Raw genomic sequence first — 18906 nt, 5'->3', positions numbered from 1 at the left:
GTCATTTTGAATGAACCTTTTTGAACGCCCTCCTATCCATTGATAACAACACAGGGAGGCAACATGAGCACCGCAAAAATCTACACCATTAACTATCAACTGCACGGTCAACCGAAGTCCTTTGTGGTGCGCGCCGAGGTGATGAACAACGCCGAAGCCTGGCACTGGGCGGCGGTGGATGCGGATATTGCGCATGTGAGCCGCGTGGGACGCGTTGGGCATGAACAGGTGAAGAAAACGACTCGACCTTGGGCGGAGAAGTTTGGGATTACCGAGGTCACGTGGATCGCGCCTAAATGAACCATAAGCCCCGCACGACGGCGGGGCTTGGCTTACTTCTTCAGGTCGCCCAACGGATCGTAGGGCGGCTTTTTTTGAGGCGCCTGTTGCTTGTCCAACGGCGCGATGGCCGGACCGACCGGGTCCACCTGAGGATCGGATACATCCGGCGAATCCGGATCAAACCCCAACTCATCCTTACCACTCCCATGCTCACCCGAATGCGGGCCTTTCGCAGGATTATTCACAGCAATCTCCTCGCTTACAGTGGGCGGGCTTTGTCGTGCAGGTTTTCCAGGCTTTCCTCAACTTGCTCCACGTCGTCGTCCTGACGCTCCGCCGGGTCGTTGGGACGCAACGCATCGTTGTCGCGCTCCTCTTCGCCGGGTGTGCGATCAGGATTCGGGGTGCCGGGTGGCGGCTGTTTGTATTCGGCCATGATGGTTCACCTCAATGGGTCTACACAGGTTTAGAGAAACCGCGATGAAGCATCGTTCAACTTGTTTGCCCAGGCATGCGAAGATGCCACCCCGCACTTTCTGGAGACTTGAACCGGATGTTCGAACTCAAACCCTGCGACCCCGTCACTTTCCGCCAGCAAACCCGCCGCAGCACGTTGATCGTGGCCGTGCTGTTCCTGGTGCTGGCCATGGTGCTGTCGACTCTGGCAGTAATGCTGTTCGGTGAACCTGGCGGCGATAACTTTCGCTTCAATGTGGGCGGTGTATTTGCCGGCGTGCTGATTACCGTGGCGCTGGTACGGGGCCCGTTCTGGACACAGCCGTGGCTGGCGGCGGCGGTGTACGGCTGGCAGCTCAAGCGCTGCCTGATGAGCGTGACCAATGTGATGCACAAGGTCACTGAGCGGGTGCAGGTCAATGATCCGACGGCGATCAAAGTGCTGCGTTTCTATCATCTGGGGCTGACGCAGATGCACGAACTGGACGCCAACTCCAGCGCCCAGGCGCAGATGGTGAGTGAGATCGAAGCGCATAAGGCGAGGATGCAGGCGCTGGGCATCGATACCGAGCAAACGCGCTTTGACCCCGCATGGATCGAAACGCTGAAAAGCGTTTGAATGCTCTGCCTGATGTACGCTAATCCAAATGTGGGAGCGGGCTTGCTCGCGAAAGCGGTGGGTCAGTCAAAGATGTTCTAACTGCCCCACCACTTTCGCGAGCAAGCCCGCTCCCACATTTTTGAGTGGCTTACACCGTAGGAACCTTTGCTCGCCAGCAGAACACCGCGCTCACGGCAATCGCTGCGCCGGCCACGCCGAACACCCAGGGTGCCGAGGCTATCGGCAATAGCAGGCCGGCCAGCAACGGCCCCAGGCCCGCACCGATATCCCGCCAGACCGCGTTGGACGCCAGTGCCGAAACGCGCATCGACCCCGGGTTACGCTCGGCCACCAACGTCGTCACCAATGGCAGTTGCAACGCGCGCAGCACCAGCACCGCCGCTGCGCCGACAATCACCCAGTAGCTGCCAAATGCGCTCAGGGCCACGGCGCTTAGGAACGAAAACAGCAACAGCATCGAGGTGGCGCCAAAGCGCTGTGCCGCCCTGCCACCCAAGGGGCTCAAGAGCATTTCCGAGACATACCGCAACGCCATCAAGCCGCCAGCGATCAGCACCGCATCACCGCCCAGAAGCTTCTGCGCCTGGATCGACAGGCCGAAGATAAACAGCCCATCCAGCGCCACGCCTTCGATAAACGACCACATCGCCACGCTGTCCGGCCATTTGAAGCGCCGCCCCGGCGTGCTGTGCAGATTGTGGCCAAGTGTCGGCAAGCCGCGCGCCATCCACAAACCCACCAGGCAGCAACCCGCCAGGATCAGAAAGATTGGACGTGGCCCGGCCCACAGTGTCAGCCACCCACCCAGGGGCAGCGCGAGCATCGGCCCAAGGGCGATCAATGCCCGCGAACGCCCGGCTCGACGTGCGGCGCCCGTCGGTTCAGAAGTGGCCAATACCTGGGTCGACAGGTTCAGCGCTGCAAAACACAGGCCCCACACCAATCGCAGGCCGAGCAACGCGGCGAAGCCGGACAACATCGAATTACCCACGGCACACAGCGTCGCGGCGCCGGCGGCGATCATGCAGGTGAGACGGTCACCGTTGCGCGCGTAGAAATTGAGCACATGCCGGTAACCGAAAATCCGCACCAGGCGATTGGCGGCCAGCAGCACACCCGCCTGGGCCAAGGTGATACCGAAGGCCTGGGATTCCATGGGCAGCAGCAGGTAGAGCAACACGTCGCTGGGTAGGCACAACGCCAGGGTCAACGCGGCGCGGCGGGACTGGGTGTCGGCGGTGCGGAGGGCCTGACTGGTCATAATTCTGAAACATTCCGAAATATTCAGGCCGCCACGGTAGCCTTAATCACGCCCTTTTCCCATAGGGCAGCAAGCGCAAACCACTGGCAGCAGCGCCCACCAGAGCAAATCCGCAGCCCAACCACAGGGCATATTGCGGGCCGCTGCCCAGGGACAAGTGGAAACACAGCGCCACCAACGATGCCCCCAACGTCTGCCCCAGTAGACGCGAAACCGCCACGATGCCACTGGCCCCGCCACTGCGGGCAAGCGGTGCGCTGGTCATCAACGCCTTGAGATTAGGCGACTGGAAGAAGCCGAAACCAGCGCCACACAACGCCATGCGCCAACCGATATCGAAAGCCGAGGCGCCGCTTTCCAACGTGGCCAACGTCGCCATGCCCGCGCTGAGCAGCAGCAACCCGATGCCACACAGCACGCCCAACGACATGCGATCCGCCAGGCGACCCGCCACCAGCGCCATCACCGCAACAACGGCCGGCCAAGGCGTCATCAGAAAACCGGTTTCCACCTGGCTATGCCCTAACACCGCCTGTAACAGGAACGGCAACGACACAAATGCCAGGCCTTGGGCACTGAATGCGCAAATCGCAGTCAGGGAAGACAAGGCAAACACCGGCCGCTTGAACAGGTCCACGGCCAACATCGGCGCCGGGTGATCGGCCTGACGACGCAATAGCAACACGCCGCACACCAGCGCCACAGCGATCAGGCCCAGCGTCAACGCACCTTGGGCGCCGTGCACCGCAGACCCCAAACCCAGCACCAGTAGGGCAAACAACCCGGCACACAGCAACGCGGCGAAACGGTCGAACGCGTGTCCGGTAATCGGCAGCGCCGGCAGTGAGCGCACGCCCAGTACCAGCGCCAGCAACCCCAACGGCACATTGATCAGGTACAGCCAATGCCAGGTCGCGACCGACAGAATCGCCGAGGCAACAGTCGGCCCCAGCGTAAACGCCAGCCCCACCACCAGCGAGTTGTAACCCAGGCCCCGCCCGAGCATTTTCGACGGGTAGATATGCCGCAGCAGCGCAGTGTTCACGCTCATGATCGCCGCCGCCCCCAGCCCCTGCATCACTCGCGCAACGGTCAGGGTGACCAACGAGCCGGCCAACCCGCAGAACAGCGATGCGACGATAAACACCAGCAGCCCACCGAGGTACACGCGGCGATGGCCCAGCGCTTCACTTAACGACGCGAACGGCAGCACCATGGCGATAGTCGCCAGCTGATACGCATTGACCACCCAGATCACCGAGGCGGAGTCCGTACCGATGCCCTCGGCCAGGGTAGGCAATGCGGTGTTGACGATGGCCGTGTCCAGGGTCGCCATGCCGATCCCCAGAGAGATCGCGATAACAGCCGGCAGGCGTTTGTTCAGGGGCAACCCATCGGCAACAGAAGACATGAATGGTCCGCGCAGGTAACAAAGGCCATTAGATTACGGGGAGTCGGGATTTTTTTCAGTGAGGGATTGCTTGGCTGTCGGATTTTTCATGTTCAAGCCCTACAACCCTGGACGTTTATTAAAGGAAACCCCCTACATTTTTTGCGCAGCATTGTTTGCAACCTTGGCGCCTCTCTCCCTCCCCCGAGACCCAACCGATGCACAACAATCGCGACAAGGCTCCCTCTGACGATCGTCGCAACTTCTTGCGCCTGGCCACTGCCAGCGCCGGGGCCCTGCTGTTGTCGGGGGCGCTGCCGAACGCTATCGCCCATGCAGCGGCGCCCACGCCACTCACGGTAGTCAACCCGGAGCAAGCCTTGGCGCGGCTGATGGAGGGCAACAAGCGTTATGCCGCCCACGTGACAAAACGCCGTGACCTGATGGTCGAGCGCGTTGCGCTGGTAGACAGCCAGCACCCCTTCGCTGCAGTGCTGGCCTGCGCGGATTCAAGGATTGCCCCCGAATACGTGTTCGACACCGGCCTGGGCGAGCTGTTTTCGGTCAGGGTTGCGGGCAATTTCGTCACTGACGAAGGGCTCGCCAGCCTTGAGTATGCAATCGCGGTACTCGGTACACCGCTGATCCTGGTGCTGGGGCATGACAGTTGTGGCGCCGTTGCTGCCGGGGTCAAGGCCGTCAAGGACAACGCCACCTTCCCCGGCAAGATCCAGGGGCTGGCCGATGCGCTCAAACCCTCGGTGAGCAAGGTGTTGCAAGCTCCCGGCACTCTGTTGGATAACGCGATTGCGCAGAACGTCCGGGACACTGTGGCCCGGCTTAACAGTGAATCCCAGCTGCTGGCCGATGCCATTGGCGCAGGAAAGCTCACGATCGTCGGCGGCATTTACCGGCTGCACAGCGGCGCCGTGGAGTTGATCGCCTAATCAGGTCCGCCAGTATCCGGCCTTGGCCATCAACCTGACCGCCTCGGCAAAACCCGCCTGGGGTACGGTGTTCAACGTCAACAGCGCCACGCAGCGGCTCGGTTTCAGGCCAGCCGCTTGGGTAGCCACACGCCCGCCCTGCCCGGCTCCGGCCAGCACGGCTTCAGGGATATGCAGGGCGTTCATCAGCTCAAGCACATCCTGGCCAAGCACCGCATCGTCCTGCTCACGCAGGTACGGAACAATCACCCGAAACCCCTGGGCTGCCAACGGTGCAGTCACCTGGGCAAACACCTGCCCATCTGCGGCCAACAGGATAATCGCGCGCCCTTCCTCCGGTCCGAACTGTTCATAGCGGATCTCCCGGTCATCATCGGTACTCACCCGCTGCTCCGCCAATGCCGGTGCTGCTGCCACCACGGCGGCCAACAGCAAAAAACCACGACGATCAAACATGACTCACCCCCACGATCAATTCACTGCCCAGCCAAGTGGCCAGGTATTCACCGGCTTGCGTTACGCCTGCCTCTTCCCCTAGGCACGTCACCAGGAACTCACACAGGCCCGCGAAGCTACCGTCGGCCTGCAGGTGCAACAAGGCCTGCAACTCCAAGGCATCCACCTGACGCAGGCGCGAGGTGAACTGGCGGCGCCAGACCAGCAGCCCACCGGCGTGCGGCAGCATCACCGCGTCGGGCGCCGATGCTTCCTGCCACAGCGCCGACCAGATGGCTTCAGCGTTGGTGGTCAAGGCGCGACAACGCAGCGACGGAGTCAGTTGCAACACTGCCGTATCCCAATCCACGCTGGCCAAGGTTTCCAGCGGCAAGGCCTGGGCATCGGCGGCGACAAACGCTTCATTCAATGCCCCTTCGATCCAGGCCAACTCCAGTACGTCCGGGTTACGGGGAAATACTACGTTCAATGTCGCGTGAAACCCTTCGGGATAGGCGTCAAGCGTCCAGGCATGGGGCGGTTGCTGATCGATATGCGTAATGCAGGCTGCCAAAAACGCCTCCTCGCCAACCCAACGCCGCACGTTAGGAAACGCTTGCTCCAAGCACCCCACCAGTTGCGCGCGGTAGTTGTTCTGGTACACCGCCAGGCCTGCGTGGTTATTGCCCAGGCGCTGCGCAGACTCATCCGCCGCACTCACCAACCAATGGCGAAACGTGTGTTGCCACTGCGCCAGGTTCATCGCTGCGCTCCTAAGGCACGGGCCATGCCCAGCTCTTGCAGCAACTCCGCCAGTGGCGGGATTTCATCATCGCGCTCGATCATGGTTGCCACCGGGCCCAGCCTGGCCATGGCCTGGGCATACAGTTCCCAGACGCCTGCGCACACCGGGCTGTCATGGCTGTCGATCAACAGCCCACGGCCCTGGCTATGCCCAGCCAGATGTACCTGGCGCACCCGCTCGGCAGGGATGCCATCCAGAAACGCCAGCGCATCGAATCCATGGTTACTGGCGCTGACAAACACATTGTTGACGTCCAGCAACAGTTCGCAGCCGGTGCGTTTGGCCATGGCGGCGATAAATTCCCACTCGCTCATGGACGCGCCCTCGAAGGCGAGGTAGCTGGACGGGTTTTCAAACAGCATCGTGCGGCCCAGCAGGTCCTGGGCTTGATGGATATTGGCGCACACCCGGTCCAACGCTTCGTCGGTATAAGGCACGGGCAGCAAGTCATGGGAATTGAAGCCGCCACTGCGTGACCAGCTCAAGTGATCGGAAACAAACAGCGGGTCGATTTCATCGACCAACGCTTTGAGGCGGCGCAGGTAGTCGGCATCGAGTCCTTCGGCAGTGCCAATGGACATCGACACCCCATGCAGCGCCACCGGGTAGCGCTCGCGGACCTGGCGCAGGATGTGCCGGGGCTGGCCGCCGGCGACCATGAAGTTCTCGGAGATCACTTCGACAAAATCCACAGGCACGGTGGTTTCCAGGAAATCGCAGTAATGCTCCTTGCGCAGCCCCAGGCCGTAGCCTGAAAAGTGTGGGTTGGGTGTCGGCATGAGGGTTTCTCGATTGAACCTGTAGGGGCGAGCTCTTTGTGGCGCCCTCACCACAAAAAACCGCCCCTGGTGGAGGTTTGGTTATTTCGGCTCAGTCAGGGTGCCACCAGCCTTGAGGCACTCGGACGGCGTCTTGACGATCACGCCCTCGCCCTTGCAGCTGTTGAGGCCCTTGCAGTCGTTCTTGGCGGTGGCACACAGGCTGGTGCCTTTGCAGGTGTTGACGCCGTAGCAACGGCCGGGTTTTTCCTGCTGGTCGGCGGCGCTGGCAGCCGTGGCGAACGACGCAGACGCCATGGCGATCAAGGCAGCGGCAGCAGCGAGGCTCAAGCGGGTTTTCAGTGCAGTGTTCATGGGTATTGCTCCAGGGTGTGATGGGTTATTTGATAACGGAAGCCGCGTCTTCGATGACCTTCGCCACAGCCTCAGGCTGGGAGATGTACACCGCGTGGCTGGCTTTGATTTCGGTGACCTTGGAACCGGCGCGCTTGTACATCCAACGCTGCAGGTCGGGGCTCAGGGCGCGGTCTTCGGTGGACACCACGGCGTAGGTCGGTTTGTTATGCCAGGCGGCGGCCCACACGGTGCCGCCGAACAGCGTGGTGGTGGCCGGCACTTGGGAAGCGGCCATGAAGTCGGTGCGGTTGGTGGTCAGGTCGGCGGCAAAATCCGCGTTGAACTTGGCGCGATCGAAAAACAGGTGGCCGTCACGGCTCGGCTTGATGTCATCGCTTGGGGACGGCATGGAGCCGATCAACTGGGCCATGTTCTCGCCTACTTCCGGTTGCAGGGCCGAGACGTAGACCAGCGACTTGACCTTGCCACGGTCGCCGGCAATCGAGATCACCCCCCCGCCGGAACTGTGGCCCACCAGCACCACTGGGCCGACTTGCTGCTCCAGCACCTCACGCGCCTCGGCCACATCGGCGGCCAGGCTCTCGTGGCCCTGGTGCACCACGGTGACCTTGTAGCCCTTGTGAATCAGGATGTCGTGCACCACCCGCCAGCCGGAACCGTCGACAAACGAGCCGGGCACGATCACCACGCTTTTACCGGTGCCGGGCTGCGGTGCATCAGCGGCCTGTGCCAGTACGGGAACAGTCATGGCCACGGCTAGGGCCAGGGAAGAAAGCATGCGCATAAAAAGTCTCCATCAAAGTGATAAACGTTTGCCCGCTAACAGGCGATCCAGCGACCAAGCCCCGCCGCCCTTCGCCAGCAACGGCAGCAACAGGCCCGCCCAGGTCAGGTGCACCGGCCAGGCATCGGGGTACACAAACACCTCGATCACCAGCGTCATGCCCAGCAGCGCTGCGGCTGCCGGGCGGGTCAGCAGCCCCAACACCAACAGCAGTGGGAACAGGTGCTCGGCGTAGGTCGCCAGGTGTGCCGCCCACTCCGGTGGGATCAGCGGCAAGGCGTATTCCGAACGGAACAGCGTGTAGGTCGACGGTTTGAGCTCAAGAAACCCGGTGACCTTGGTGCGCCCCGACAGGAAGAACACCGCCGCGATCCCCAGGCGCGCCACCAGCAACAGCAGCGCTTCGGGCAACAGCCGCTGGATCACGGTTGCTCCGTCAGGCTGCCGTAGCCTTTGGGGGTCTTGATCTGGGTGCAGGTGCCTTTGTCCACCAGCACCCAAGCGTTGCCTTGGTAGTCGGCGGTGGCGGTGCCGGCGCACGAGGTGCCCTTACCGGCGGCGCAATCGTTGGCACCGGCCAGGGACACGCCGAAGCATTTTTCCTGGGGCTTGGCCTCATCGGCATGGGCCACCGCCGCGAAGGCGCTGAGGGACAGGGCGAGGGTTGCAGCGAGGGCAGCGTAAGGACGCTTCATGGGGTGAGTCTCCTGGCTTGTCTGAAGAAACCAGGGCGCGGTAGGTGCGCCAGCTGGTAGGCAGATTTAAAGCCAGGCGTGTATCCGGTCTGTGTCGCGAACCGCCCGCAAGATCATGGCGGTGTATCAGAGGGGCCCGGGGACACAGTGTGATACACAGCCATAAAAAAACGCGCCATGACCGTCGGGGTCATGGCGCGTTTTTTATGGCTTGGGGGTGAGTGATCAGCTTGCCACTGCACTCAGGTCCAGGCGCCCCGCGTTGATCGGCGGGCACCAGTAATAACCACCGGTCAACGGCGTGCTGATGCGATACAGGCCGTCGACGATCCCATCTTCCAGCCCGCTCATGCGGCGCAATTGCGCTTCGAATGCATCAAACGAATGACCGAACGCGAGGAACATCAAACCGGCCTGGCCGTTCTCGGCCCATGGCATCGAGCGGCGCACCACGAAGGCTTCCGGGGTGAAGCTTTCCTGGGCGGTGCGCTTGGTGTGCGCGGATTCGGGGGCGTCGTCGAGTTCTTCGTTGTCGCCATGGCGGCGGCCGATGATGTGGTCGCGCTCCTGGGCTGGCAGTGCGGCGAAACCGTCGAGGTCGTGCTGCCATTGCTGGATCGCGGCAAAGCTGGCGCCACTGTCGGTCAGGGCGGCTTCAACGGCGGCATCGTCGTGGGGGTTTTCGGTGCCGTCTTCGTAGTCGGTGAGGTCGAAACCGGTCTTGTAGCGGAAGCCTTCGGTCATCTGCACCAGGCTGAACGCCGGGGCCAGGGCTTTTTCAAACGCGCGGCTGCGCAGCAACAGTTCACCGCGGTCTACACCGTGCAACCACACCCACAACGCGTGCTGGGTGGATGGGTTATGCGCGCCGGGCCCACTGACCGCAGGGAAGCTGCGCAGGCCATCGATGCGTGCCCCCAGTGCGGTTACCAGCGGCTCGCCAAAACCAACCACTGCCGCCGAATCGGTCAACTGCACCAGCGCGTCCAGCGCAGCGGGTACGGCAGCCAGGGAATCCACGGCAAAAAACAGATGGCGTGCCTGCAACGGCACCGGTGCGGCAAGAATGCCCGGCTGGTAGTGACTCATGTGAACTCCTTCAAGAAAGCCGCGCAGTTTAACCGGCGATCAGCGCGCTGCGTAGGAGAAAGCGCACAAGCCTTGCCATAGAGCCCTGTGTTGGGTGACTCTCTAGTCATGTTTTGCAACTATTCCAGGGGTAGCGACATGACCACCAGCAACCTGCTCGCCCAGCTGTTTCCAGCCTCCGCCGCCGATATTCCCGAACAATTTCGCCTGGCGGCGCCCATTGAACAGCGTGATTACCTGGTCGACGGCCAGTTGCAGGTGTGGAACGGCCCGTTGGCCCAAGTGCAGAGCCCGGTGCAGCTTGGCGATACACGGGTGCATATCGGCAGCACGCCGCTGCTGGATGCCGAGACAGCCCTCACCGCCCTCGACGCTGCCGTGCGCGCCTACGACCGAGGCCAGGGAGAGTGGCCGACGATGCGCGTGGCCGATCGTATCCAGCACGTCGAGGCGTTCTTGCGCCGCATGCGTGAACAACGCGACGCGGTGGTCAAGCTGCTGATGTGGGAGATCGGCAAGAACCTCAAGGACTCGCAGAAAGAATTCGACCGCACCTGCGACTACATCACCGACACCATCAATGCGCTCAAGGAGCTGGACCGCCGCTCCAGCCGCTTCGAGCTGGAACAGGACACCCTCGGTCAAATCCGTCGCGTGCCGTTGGGCGTGGCGCTGTGCATGGGCCCTTACAACTACCCGCTGAACGAGACGTTCACCACGTTGATCCCGGCGCTGATCATGGGCAATACCGTGGTGTTCAAGCCGGCCAAGCTGGGCGTGCTGTTGATACGCCCATTGCTCGAAGCGTTCCGCGACAGCTTCCCGGCCGGGGTGATCAACGTGATCTACGGCAGCGGCCGCGAAACCGTCAGTGCGTTGATGGCCAGCGGCAAGATCGACATTTTTGCGTTTATCGGCACCAATAAGGCCGCCAGTGACTTGAAAAAGCTGCACCCCAAGCCCCACCGCTTGCGCGCGGCATTGGGCCTGGACGCGAAAAACCCTGGCATCGTGTTGCCCGAGGTGGACCTGGACAATGCCGTGAGCGAGGCAGTCACCGGCTCCCTGTCGTTCAATGGCCAGCGCTGCACTGCGCTGAAAATCCTGTTTGTGCACGAAGACGTGGTTGCCAGCTTCATCGAGAAATTCAACAAGAAACTGGCCACACTCAAGCCCGGCATGCCTTGGGAAGACGGTGTGTCGCTGACCCCGTTGCCGGAAGTGGGCAAGGTGGATTACCTCAATGGCCTGGTGGCCGATGCTGCGCAGCACGGCGCGCAGGTGGTGAATGACAATGGCGGCACCAGCCGAGGTTCGTTCTTCTACCCCGCGGTGCTGTACCCGGTGAACCCAAAGATGCGCGTGTACCACGAGGAACAGTTTGGCCCCGTGGTGCCGATCGTGCATTACCGTGACCTGGAGACGGTGATCGAATACGTACTGGACTCCGATTTCGGCCAGCAGCTCAGCATTTTCGGCACCAACCCTGAGGAAGTCGGGCGCTTGGTGGACACCTTTGCCAACCAAGTCGGCCGTATCAATATCAACGCCCAGTGCCAACGCGGGCCGGACACCTTCCCATTCAACGGCCGCAAGAACTCGGCCGAAGGCACGCTGTCGGTACATGACGCGTTGCGCGTGTTCTCGATCCGTACCCTGGTGGCGACCAAGTTCCAGGAGAGCAACAAGGCGTTGGTCAGCGATATTCTGCGAAACCGTGACTCGAGCTTCCTGACGACCGACTACATATTCTGAGTGCGACGCTGATTGAAAATGTGGGAGCGGGCTTGCTCGCGAATGCGGAGTGTCACTCAACACATCAGTGACAGAACCACCGCATTCGCGAGCAAGCCCGCTCCCACATTTAGATCGAGCACATCCCTGATATCGAGGCCCCTTAACTACCGATGAACCTGCCCATGTTTGCCCGGCGCCTGTTGCGCCCGCTGCTCGACCCGTACCGCCGCTACCGCCATGCCAAGCTGATCCACGCGGTGCGCGTGTCCATCGGCCTGCTGGCGACGATCCTGCTGACCACCGGCATCAACCTGCCCCACGGCGAGTGGGCGTCGGTGACCATGCTGATCGTGATCGGCGGTTTGCAGCACCACGGCAACATCGGCAAAAAAGCCGTGGAACGCGCCTATGGCACGTTGATCGGCGCCAGCGTGGGTCTGCTGTTGGTGGTGCAACAGGCGTACCTGGGCCAGCCGCTGCTGACATATCTGCTGATGTCTGTGGTGTGCGGGTTCTTTTCCTATCACGCCATCGGCAAGGGCGGCTACATCGCGCTGCTGTCGGCGATTACCGTGTTTATCGTCGCCGGGCATGGCGACAACCCGGTGTCGGACGGGCTGTGGCGCACCGTGGATATCCTGATCGGCATTGTGTTGGCCCTGGCCTTCTCGTTCGCCTTGCCGTTGTACGCCGTGTATTCGTGGCGCTACAACTTGGCCAGTGCATTGCGTGATTGCGCCGAAATCTATAGCCGGATCATCAGTGGCCGGTCGGTGACTGATGATGAACACTTCAAGCTGCTCAACCGTTTGAATGCGGCGATGCTGCAACTACGTTCGCTGATGCCCTCGGTGTCCAAGGAAGTGCGCATCTCCATGACGGAGCTGGATGCCATCCAACGCCATCTGCGCATGTGCATCAGCACCCTGGAGATTCTCGGCAATACCCGCCCAGACCCTCGGGACGAACAGGCAATGGCACGGATGCAGGTGATGCTGAAAGCCGAGCACCGGCAGATCCGGGTGCAACTGGTGGGAATGGCGCGGGCGCTGAAGTCGGGAGTGACGGAGCGGCTGGAGCGGCCGAGTCATGCCGCCATTGAACCCGCGCTGGATGCGCCGGTTTACAGCGCGTTGGATGGCTACCGGCTATTGACGTTGCAGCTGGCGCAAAATGTGGATGGCATGCGCCAGCGGCTGGCCAAGAGCGCTGGCCACTGGAAAATCTGAACCCGACAGGTGCAATCGTAAACTTCCGACTTTTTTACAATTCTCAAATTTTTCACACTTTGCCTTACAAAGTTTTCACGTTTTATTCACATCCCGGAACGTAGTGTGAAGCCTCATCCGTTACAAACGTTGCACATCAAACCCGCCGCCCCAGCGGGTTTTTTTTGCCTCGAATTTGGCTTATCGCGTCGCCTTTACAGCGGTGGGCGCCGCCGCTTGCTCACGAATGGCTCGCTGGGTATCCAGCACCTTGGCCAACGCGTTTTCGGCTTCCGGGCTTTGTTGTGGCACGCGAATCGCCGCCGATACCAGGGTAATCAGCTTGGCCATCACCTCGGCATCCGTAGCCGGGCGGCCCAGGCTCATGGAATTCATCAACAGCCGCAGCTCAGTACCGGCCATCACGCCGGAAATCGCCTTGAGGGCAAATTGCAGGCGCACCCCCAGTTCGTTACGCGGCAGGTCTGGCAAAGCCAGGGCGAAGGCTTCGAAGAAGCGCTGGAACACCGGCTGGTAGTGCACCTTGAGGTATTCCTGGATAAACGGCGACGTGTCGCTGTAGACACGGCCCAGGAACCGGATGAACGAACGCCCTTCCCCGTTGGCACTGGCCGGATCGCTACGCTCCAGGCCCATGGCCGGGGCAAACAGCACACCCAGCAGCGTGTCGCAGTCCAGCGGGCCATCGGACTCGGCCTCACAGCGCGCAAGCAGTTCCAGGCGCTGCTCGTTGAGCGGCTCCAGGCGCTGTTTCAGCAGGGTTTGCATCAGGGAATCCTTGTCCCCGAAGTGGTAGTTCACCGCAGCCAGGTTGACCTGGGCACGCTCGGTAATCTGCCGCAACAAAACAGCGTCGTATCCGTACTTAATGAAGAGGGCCTCAGTCGCATCCAGCAATCGAGTTTTGGTAACGTTTGGAGCGCTGAGTTTCTTCGCGACCATAAGAGTTCCACGACGGAAATATTGTTTTAAAAAATAATTTGATTTTTTATACCGGGGCCGTCCGTCGAAAGCAAGTAGTGACACACCGCCATATTATCCAAAGCCTTTGCCTGCGGGCTCGCTGAGGGTAGTCGAAGGGGTTTTGGAAGGCCCGTAACGCCCCTGGAAAAATCGTTTCAAAGGGTAAAACCGCTCTACCTCCACGGCTGGCGAACCGCATGGAAGGCGGTTACTATTCAAACAATATTTTAAAAACAAGAAATAAAACCAGTCCGTGACGCGTACCAGGCAGCTCCCGAACTTGTTACAAGCCTTTACCGGGGGCATGACGGCACCGTCGAGACTGAAGGCGTAGTCATGATGACAGATAACCCCGCGCACCCAGGCTTGATTTGCCTGCAAGGCATCGGCAAAAGCTATCAGCTGGCCGGGCAACACCTATCCATTCTCAATGACGTCTGCCTGTCTATCGACAGTGGCGACAGCTGCGGCATCCTCGGCGCCTCCGGCTCCGGTAAAAGCACCCTGCTCAATATCCTCGGCCTGCTGGACTTGCCCAACTGCGGCCAGTACCACTTTGCCGGCCACGACATTTTCAACGCCACCCCGGATGAATTGGCCGCGATTCGTAACCAGCAGATCGGCTTCGTGTTCCAGAGCTTCAACTTGCTGCCGCGCCTGAGCGCCCTGGACAACGTCGCCCTGCCCTTGAGTTATCGCGGCGTGTCGCGCCATGAGTCGGTGGAGCAAGCCCTGCGCATGCTCGATCAGGTCGGCCTGGCCGACCGCGCCCATCATCGCCCTGCCGACCTCTCCGGCGGCCAACGCCAACGGGTCGCCATCGCTCGCGCGTTAGTCGGCAAGCCCTCGGTGATCCTCGCCGACGAACCCACCGGCAACCTCGACAGCACCACCGCGCAGGACATCATGGACCTGCTCCTGGCGCTGAACCGTGAGCAACAGGTCACACTGATCATCGTCACCCACGACCCGCATATTGCCGAGCGCCTGGAACGCAAGATTCTGGTGCGCAACGGCGTCGTCCACGAGGACGCACGCCCATGAGCCTGCGGGTCGAGCAGAGCCTCAGCCAATTGCTGCATGAAGCGTTCGTCAGCTTGCGCACCCTGGGCAAGCGCTCGGTGCTGGCGCTGCTGGGCATCGTGATCGGCAGCTCGTCGGTGGTGGCGCTGATCAACATCGGCCACAACGCGGCGGTGGATGCCGCCATGATCTTCAAGGACATGGGCACCGACACCCTGGTGGCACAGTTCCCTAGCAAAGTCGGCAGCAACCGCCCCATGCGCACGCACCTGGACCTCGACGCCGTGCGCCAAGCCGTGCCGGGCATCGCCCATATCGGCGCAATCAGCCTGTTCAGTGGGCCGGCTGTGTTCAATGGACGCACCACCAATGCCAACTTTGTCGGCAGCACGTCCGACATCCAACAGGCCATGCGTCTGACCTTGAGCGAAGGCCGCTTCCTGTCGCACTTCGACGCCAATGAAACCTACGCCGTGATCGGTGCCCAGGTCGCTCAAGCACTGAGCTCCCCCAGCGCCCCGTTGAAGCTGGGCGACCGAGTGCGCATCAACGATTACCTGTTCCTGATTATCGGTATCTTGCACGACCAACCCCGCGCGCTGCTGATGCCCATTCAGGGCGGCGAATCATTGTTTATGCCCGCTGAAGGCATGCGCCGCATCTACGCCAGCCCGCAGATCGGCAACGTCATCATCCGCGCCCTGCCCGGCCAAGACATGGAACGCATGGCAGAGAACGCAGCGGCAGCGTTGCAACGCCAACTCCCCGACCACACAGTCGACATCCAGGTGCCCCAGCAAATGATCGACGGCATGACCCGCCAAAGCCGAACCTTCGCCTACCTGTTGCTGGCGCTGGGGGCGATTTCCCTGGTGGGCGGCGGCGTCGGGGTGATGAATGTGATGTTGATGAACGTCTCGGAGCGGCGCCGCGAGATCGGCATCCGCATGGCCCTGGGTGCGCGCCAGCGGGATATCCGCAACCTGTTCCTGCTTGAAGCCGTCACGCTCACCGCCGTCGGTGCACTGTGCGGCGCAGTGCTGGGCATGACCGCCGCGTGGTTCTACGCCTGGCTGTCGGGTTGGGCGTTCTCCCTGGCGGTCGCCGCGCTGCCCTTGGGGGTGGGCAGTACCTTGCTGGTGGGATTGTTCTTTGGCATCTACCCGGCGGTCTCAGCCTCACGGTTGCAACCGGTGGAGGCCCTGCGCGATGAATAAATGGCTCGTGCTGCTGACGTTTGTAAGCCTGCCTGCCATGGCCACCAACGTGGTGATCAACCCTTCGGCGCCCAGCAGCACCCGCAGCGGCTACGACCGTGGCGTGTCGTTGAATGCCCAGGTCACCACCATGACCTTGGGGGATGCGGTCTACCTGGGCCTGCGCAACAACCCGGCGATTCGCAGTGCTTACCTGCAGCGGGTGGCGCAGAAATTCGACCTGCGCGTGGCCGAAGACGCCTTCAACCCCAAGCTCACCCTCAACAGCTACTACCGCAGCAGCCGTGGCTCCGCCGACAACGCACGCAACGCCAATGTGGCGCCCGCTACCAGCCTGCTCGGCGAGTACGGCACACGCCTGAGCATGGCCTGGACCCAGCAACTGAACAACGCCGACCGCGCCGGCCGTTACCGCAGCGATGGCCTCGACCTGGCGATCATCCAGCCGTTGATGCGTGGCGCCGGCTGGGACGCCACCACCGCGCCGCTGCGCCTGTCGCGCCTGTCGGAGCAGGCCAACCGGCTGAACCTCAAGGCCACCGTGGCGCAAACCATCAGCCAGATCATCGCCACCTACCGCGAGCTATTGCGCGCACAAGAACAACTGACCATCGTGCAGGACGCGCTCAAACGCTCGGGCACCTTGCTGGAAGTGAACAAGGCGCTGATCGCCGCCGGGCGCATGGCCGAATTTGAAATCGTTCAGACCGAGGCCGATATCGCCACCCAGCAACTGGGTGTGGAAGAAGCGCAGAACCAACTCGATACCAGTCGCCTGTCCCTGCTGCGCCTGCTGGCCCTGGACCTGTCCACGCCAGTTCGCGCCAGCGAAGCCCTGGAAGCCAAGCCCATGCAGATCGACAAACGCCAGGCGTTCAACCTGGCGCAAAACCAGCAACCGGAATACCTCGCTGCCCTGCTCGGCAGCCAGCAGGCCGACCTCAACCTGGTGATCGCCAAGGATTCCGGGCGTTGGCAGGTCGACCTGGTGGCGGGTGCAAACCAGGTCCGTGATGCCTACAACAACGATGCCGGCAGCAGTAACAATCGCACCTGGGACAGCTATGCCGGTGTACAGGTACAAATCCCCATCGGTGATATCAGCACGCGCCAGGCCGAGGTGCGCGCCCGCGTCAACGTGGAAGACCAGGAGATCCGCATCACCGACGCCCGCCAGGCACTGGAACGCAACGTCAACGACGTGGTGCGCGACCTGGGCACGCGTTGGCGCCAATATGAAATCTCCCAGCGCGCCGTGGAATTGTCACGGCGCAAGATCGAGATCGAACGGGAAAAGCTCAGCGCCGGGCGCTCCACCAACTTCCAGGTGCTGAGTTTCGAGACTGATTTGCGCAACGCCGAAAACGCGCAGCTCAATGCGCTGATCGCTTATCTGAACGCCCAGACCCAGCTCGACTTGACCCTGGGCATGACGCTGGAAAGTTGGGAAATTGCCCTCAATGACTACTAATAAAAAACGCCTGCTCGGCGCTGCCGTAGTGCTAGTGCTTGTCGCTGTCGGGCTGCTCGGCCTGCGCAGTCCGGCCACCGAATCGTCCAACACGGCCGAGCAATGGCTGGCAGTCAAACCTGACCCGCTGGTGCACCAGATCGGCCTGGTGGGCAAGATCGAGCCCGACACCACCATCACCCTCACCGCGCCGTTCGACGGCAATGTGCAGGCCAACCTGGTGGAGCAAGGCCAACGCGTCGAGGCCGGCCAAGTGCTGTTGCGCATGGACCCGTCCACCCTTGAAGTGCAACTGCGTGACGCCCTTTCCACCCAGCTCAAGGCGCGGCGCACCGTGCAAGAGATGCAGGACTGGGACAGCAGCCCCGCCGTCGCCCGCGCCCGCCGCACCCTGCGCACCGCCGAAATGACCGCCGGCAACACTCAGCGCAAACTCACCGAAAGTGAAAACCTGTTCCAACGCGGCATCATCCCGCGCAACGAACTGGACGACCTCAAGCAACAAACCCAGCAACAACAGCTGGACCTCGTCTCGGCCCGCAGCGAGCTGCAACAGGCCCTCGACCAAGGCAAGGGCGAATACCGCCAGATCGCCGACATGGAATTGACCAACGCCACCGTGCGATACGACGCGCTGCACCAGTTGCTTGATGGCCGGGAGGTGAAGGCGCCGTTCTCCGGAATCGTGGTGCCTGCACCGGGCAATAGCTCCTCGTCCCAGGGCGGTGGCAACAACAACGCCCCGGTCCAGGCCGGCAGCAAGGTCAGCCAGGGTCAGGTGCTGTTTGGCCTGGCCAATATCGAGCGGCTTAAAATCACCGCCAAGGTGTCGGAGCTGGACATCAACCAGCTGCACCAGGGCCAGGCGGTGGAAGTGCTGGGTGACGGCTTCGATGGCGAACGGCTGACGGGGTCTGTCAGCGTGGTGAGTGGGCTGGCGATTGCCAACGATAGCCCGGGCAGTGCGCAGTTTCCGGTGACCCTGTCGATTCCCAAGCTTACGCCGCAGCAGTTGCAGCGCGTGCGGCTGGGCATGAGCGCGCGGTTGACCATTGTGACCTACAACAATGAGCAGGCGATTGTAGTACCGGCGCAAGCGATCACGGGCGGTGAGGTGGAATACCGGGAGACGATGGACAAGCCGGTGGAGCGGGTGAAAGTCACTACTGGACAGTCAACTCCGCAAGGCGTCGAGGTGTTTGGCCTGAAACCCGGCTTTGTGAAAACCTCACGGTAATGTAGTGAGCGGGCTCGCCCCGCGCTGGGTGGCGAAGCCGCCCCAATCGAGTCGACACGGTTTTCAAGTAAAACCGAAGTGCCAGGATTTGGGGCGGCTTCGCCACCCAGCGCGGGGCGAGCCCGCT

The 18906-nt window shown here is 61.8% G+C and carries 22 protein-coding genes; 9 read left to right on the top strand and 13 right to left on the bottom strand.

Annotated elements, in window-relative coordinates; translation table 11 throughout:
- The first annotated feature begins 63 nt into the window (after positions 1 to 63).
- Complete coding sequence (locus HF257_RS14375) at positions 64 to 300, top strand: DUF6555 family protein (protein WP_135288835.1); 237 nt, start codon at positions 64 to 66, stop codon at positions 298 to 300.
- A 32-nt stretch (positions 301 to 332) separates the two neighbouring features.
- On the opposite strand, the gene HF257_RS14370 is transcribed toward HF257_RS14375, so the two are convergent.
- Both HF257_RS14370 and HF257_RS14365 read right to left on the bottom strand, forming a co-directional pair.
- Positions 333 to 527, bottom strand: coding sequence for a DUF6021 family protein (locus tag HF257_RS14370; RefSeq protein WP_185706594.1), 195 nt, complete (start codon positions 525 to 527; stop codon positions 333 to 335).
- Between the two features lie 14 nt (positions 528 to 541).
- Positions 542 to 718, bottom strand: coding sequence for a hypothetical protein (locus HF257_RS14365; RefSeq protein WP_185706592.1), 177 nt, complete (start codon positions 716 to 718; stop codon positions 542 to 544).
- 117 nt (positions 719 to 835) lie between these two features.
- Here HF257_RS14365 and HF257_RS14360 point away from each other — a divergent pair, with 117 nt between their 5' ends.
- Complete coding sequence (locus tag HF257_RS14360) at positions 836 to 1357, top strand: DUF3087 domain-containing protein (protein ID WP_185706590.1); 522 nt, start codon at positions 836 to 838, stop codon at positions 1355 to 1357.
- Between the two features lie 130 nt (positions 1358 to 1487).
- Here HF257_RS14360 and HF257_RS14355 read toward each other — a convergent pair whose 3' ends face one another.
- Together HF257_RS14355 and HF257_RS14350 are read right to left on the bottom strand one after the other, a co-directional pair.
- Complete coding sequence (locus HF257_RS14355; protein WP_185706588.1) at positions 1488 to 2621, bottom strand: MFS transporter; 1134 nt, start codon at positions 2619 to 2621, stop codon at positions 1488 to 1490.
- Positions 2622 to 2667: 46 nt separating this feature from the next.
- On the bottom strand, positions 2668 to 4032 hold the full coding sequence (locus HF257_RS14350) for an MFS transporter (protein WP_185706586.1): 1365 nt from the start codon (positions 4030 to 4032) through the stop codon (positions 2668 to 2670).
- 197 nt (positions 4033 to 4229) lie between these two features.
- Between HF257_RS14350 and HF257_RS14345 the strand changes: the two genes are divergently transcribed.
- Positions 4230 to 4958: a carbonic anhydrase gene (locus HF257_RS14345; protein ID WP_185706584.1), complete on the top strand. Its 729-nt coding sequence runs from the start codon at positions 4230 to 4232 to the stop codon at positions 4956 to 4958.
- On the opposite strand, the gene HF257_RS14340 is transcribed toward HF257_RS14345, so the two are convergent.
- The 8 genes from HF257_RS14340 to HF257_RS14305 form a co-directional block, all read right to left on the bottom strand.
- Positions 4959 to 5414 (bottom strand): alpha/beta fold hydrolase, encoded by a 456-nt coding sequence (locus tag HF257_RS14340; RefSeq protein WP_185706582.1) that lies wholly within the window; start codon positions 5412 to 5414, stop codon positions 4959 to 4961.
- Entirely contained in the window at positions 5407 to 6156 is a 750-nt protein-coding gene (locus HF257_RS14335; RefSeq protein WP_185706580.1) for an HvfC/BufC family peptide modification chaperone, read from the bottom strand. The genes HF257_RS14340 and HF257_RS14335 overlap by 8 nt, the downstream gene beginning before the upstream one ends.
- Positions 6153 to 6977, bottom strand: a complete 825-nt coding sequence (bufB, locus tag HF257_RS14330; protein WP_185706578.1) for an MNIO family bufferin maturase — start codon at positions 6975 to 6977, stop codon at positions 6153 to 6155. The genes HF257_RS14335 and bufB overlap by 4 nt, the downstream gene beginning before the upstream one ends.
- Positions 6978 to 7058: 81 nt before the next feature.
- Positions 7059 to 7331 (bottom strand): BufA2 family periplasmic bufferin-type metallophore, encoded by a 273-nt coding sequence (bufA2, locus tag HF257_RS14325; protein ID WP_185706576.1) that lies wholly within the window; start codon positions 7329 to 7331, stop codon positions 7059 to 7061.
- A 25-nt stretch (positions 7332 to 7356) separates the two neighbouring features.
- Complete coding sequence (locus HF257_RS14320; protein ID WP_185706574.1) at positions 7357 to 8118, bottom strand: alpha/beta fold hydrolase; 762 nt, start codon at positions 8116 to 8118, stop codon at positions 7357 to 7359.
- Between the two features lie 12 nt (positions 8119 to 8130).
- Positions 8131 to 8544, bottom strand: a complete 414-nt coding sequence (locus HF257_RS14315; RefSeq protein WP_185706572.1) for a DoxX family protein — start codon at positions 8542 to 8544, stop codon at positions 8131 to 8133.
- Positions 8541 to 8813: a BufA1 family periplasmic bufferin-type metallophore gene (locus HF257_RS14310; protein WP_178922626.1), complete on the bottom strand. Its 273-nt coding sequence runs from the start codon at positions 8811 to 8813 to the stop codon at positions 8541 to 8543. The genes HF257_RS14315 and HF257_RS14310 overlap by 4 nt, the downstream gene beginning before the upstream one ends.
- A gap of 225 nt (positions 8814 to 9038) precedes the next feature.
- Positions 9039 to 9902, bottom strand: a complete 864-nt coding sequence (locus HF257_RS14305) for a Dyp-type peroxidase (protein WP_185706570.1) — start codon at positions 9900 to 9902, stop codon at positions 9039 to 9041.
- A 138-nt stretch (positions 9903 to 10040) separates the two neighbouring features.
- Between HF257_RS14305 and HF257_RS14300 the strand changes: the two genes are divergently transcribed.
- Together HF257_RS14300 and HF257_RS14295 are read left to right on the top strand one after the other, a co-directional pair.
- Positions 10041 to 11657 (top strand): NADP-dependent glyceraldehyde-3-phosphate dehydrogenase, encoded by a 1617-nt coding sequence (locus HF257_RS14300; protein WP_185706569.1) that lies wholly within the window; start codon positions 10041 to 10043, stop codon positions 11655 to 11657.
- A gap of 152 nt (positions 11658 to 11809) precedes the next feature.
- The gene (locus HF257_RS14295; RefSeq protein WP_185706567.1) at positions 11810 to 12868 is read left to right on the top strand and encodes an FUSC family protein; all 1059 of its coding nucleotides are present in this window, start codon (positions 11810 to 11812) and stop codon (positions 12866 to 12868) included.
- Positions 12869 to 13048: 180 nt separating this feature from the next.
- Here HF257_RS14295 and HF257_RS14290 read toward each other — a convergent pair whose 3' ends face one another.
- A complete protein-coding gene (locus HF257_RS14290; protein ID WP_185706565.1) occupies positions 13049 to 13810 on the bottom strand; it encodes a TetR/AcrR family transcriptional regulator in 762 nt (253 codons plus the stop codon).
- Between the two features lie 357 nt (positions 13811 to 14167).
- Here HF257_RS14290 and HF257_RS14285 point away from each other — a divergent pair, with 357 nt between their 5' ends.
- The 4 genes from HF257_RS14285 to HF257_RS14270 are packed head-to-tail and all read left to right on the top strand — an operon-like array spanning position 14168 to position 18779.
- On the top strand, positions 14168 to 14875 hold the full coding sequence (locus HF257_RS14285) for an ABC transporter ATP-binding protein (RefSeq protein WP_185706563.1): 708 nt from the start codon (positions 14168 to 14170) through the stop codon (positions 14873 to 14875).
- Positions 14872 to 16071: an ABC transporter permease gene (locus HF257_RS14280; protein WP_185706561.1), complete on the top strand. Its 1200-nt coding sequence runs from the start codon at positions 14872 to 14874 to the stop codon at positions 16069 to 16071. The genes HF257_RS14285 and HF257_RS14280 overlap by 4 nt, the downstream gene beginning before the upstream one ends.
- On the top strand, positions 16064 to 17542 hold the full coding sequence (locus HF257_RS14275) for a TolC family protein (protein ID WP_185706558.1): 1479 nt from the start codon (positions 16064 to 16066) through the stop codon (positions 17540 to 17542). The genes HF257_RS14280 and HF257_RS14275 overlap by 8 nt, the downstream gene beginning before the upstream one ends.
- A complete protein-coding gene (locus HF257_RS14270; RefSeq protein ID WP_185706556.1) occupies positions 17532 to 18779 on the top strand; it encodes an efflux RND transporter periplasmic adaptor subunit in 1248 nt (415 codons plus the stop codon). The genes HF257_RS14275 and HF257_RS14270 overlap by 11 nt, the downstream gene beginning before the upstream one ends.
- Positions 18780 to 18906 lie beyond the last annotated feature (127 nt).

Source organism: Pseudomonas cremoris (assembly GCF_014230465.1).
This window is presented reverse-complemented; position numbering and strand designations above follow the sequence as displayed.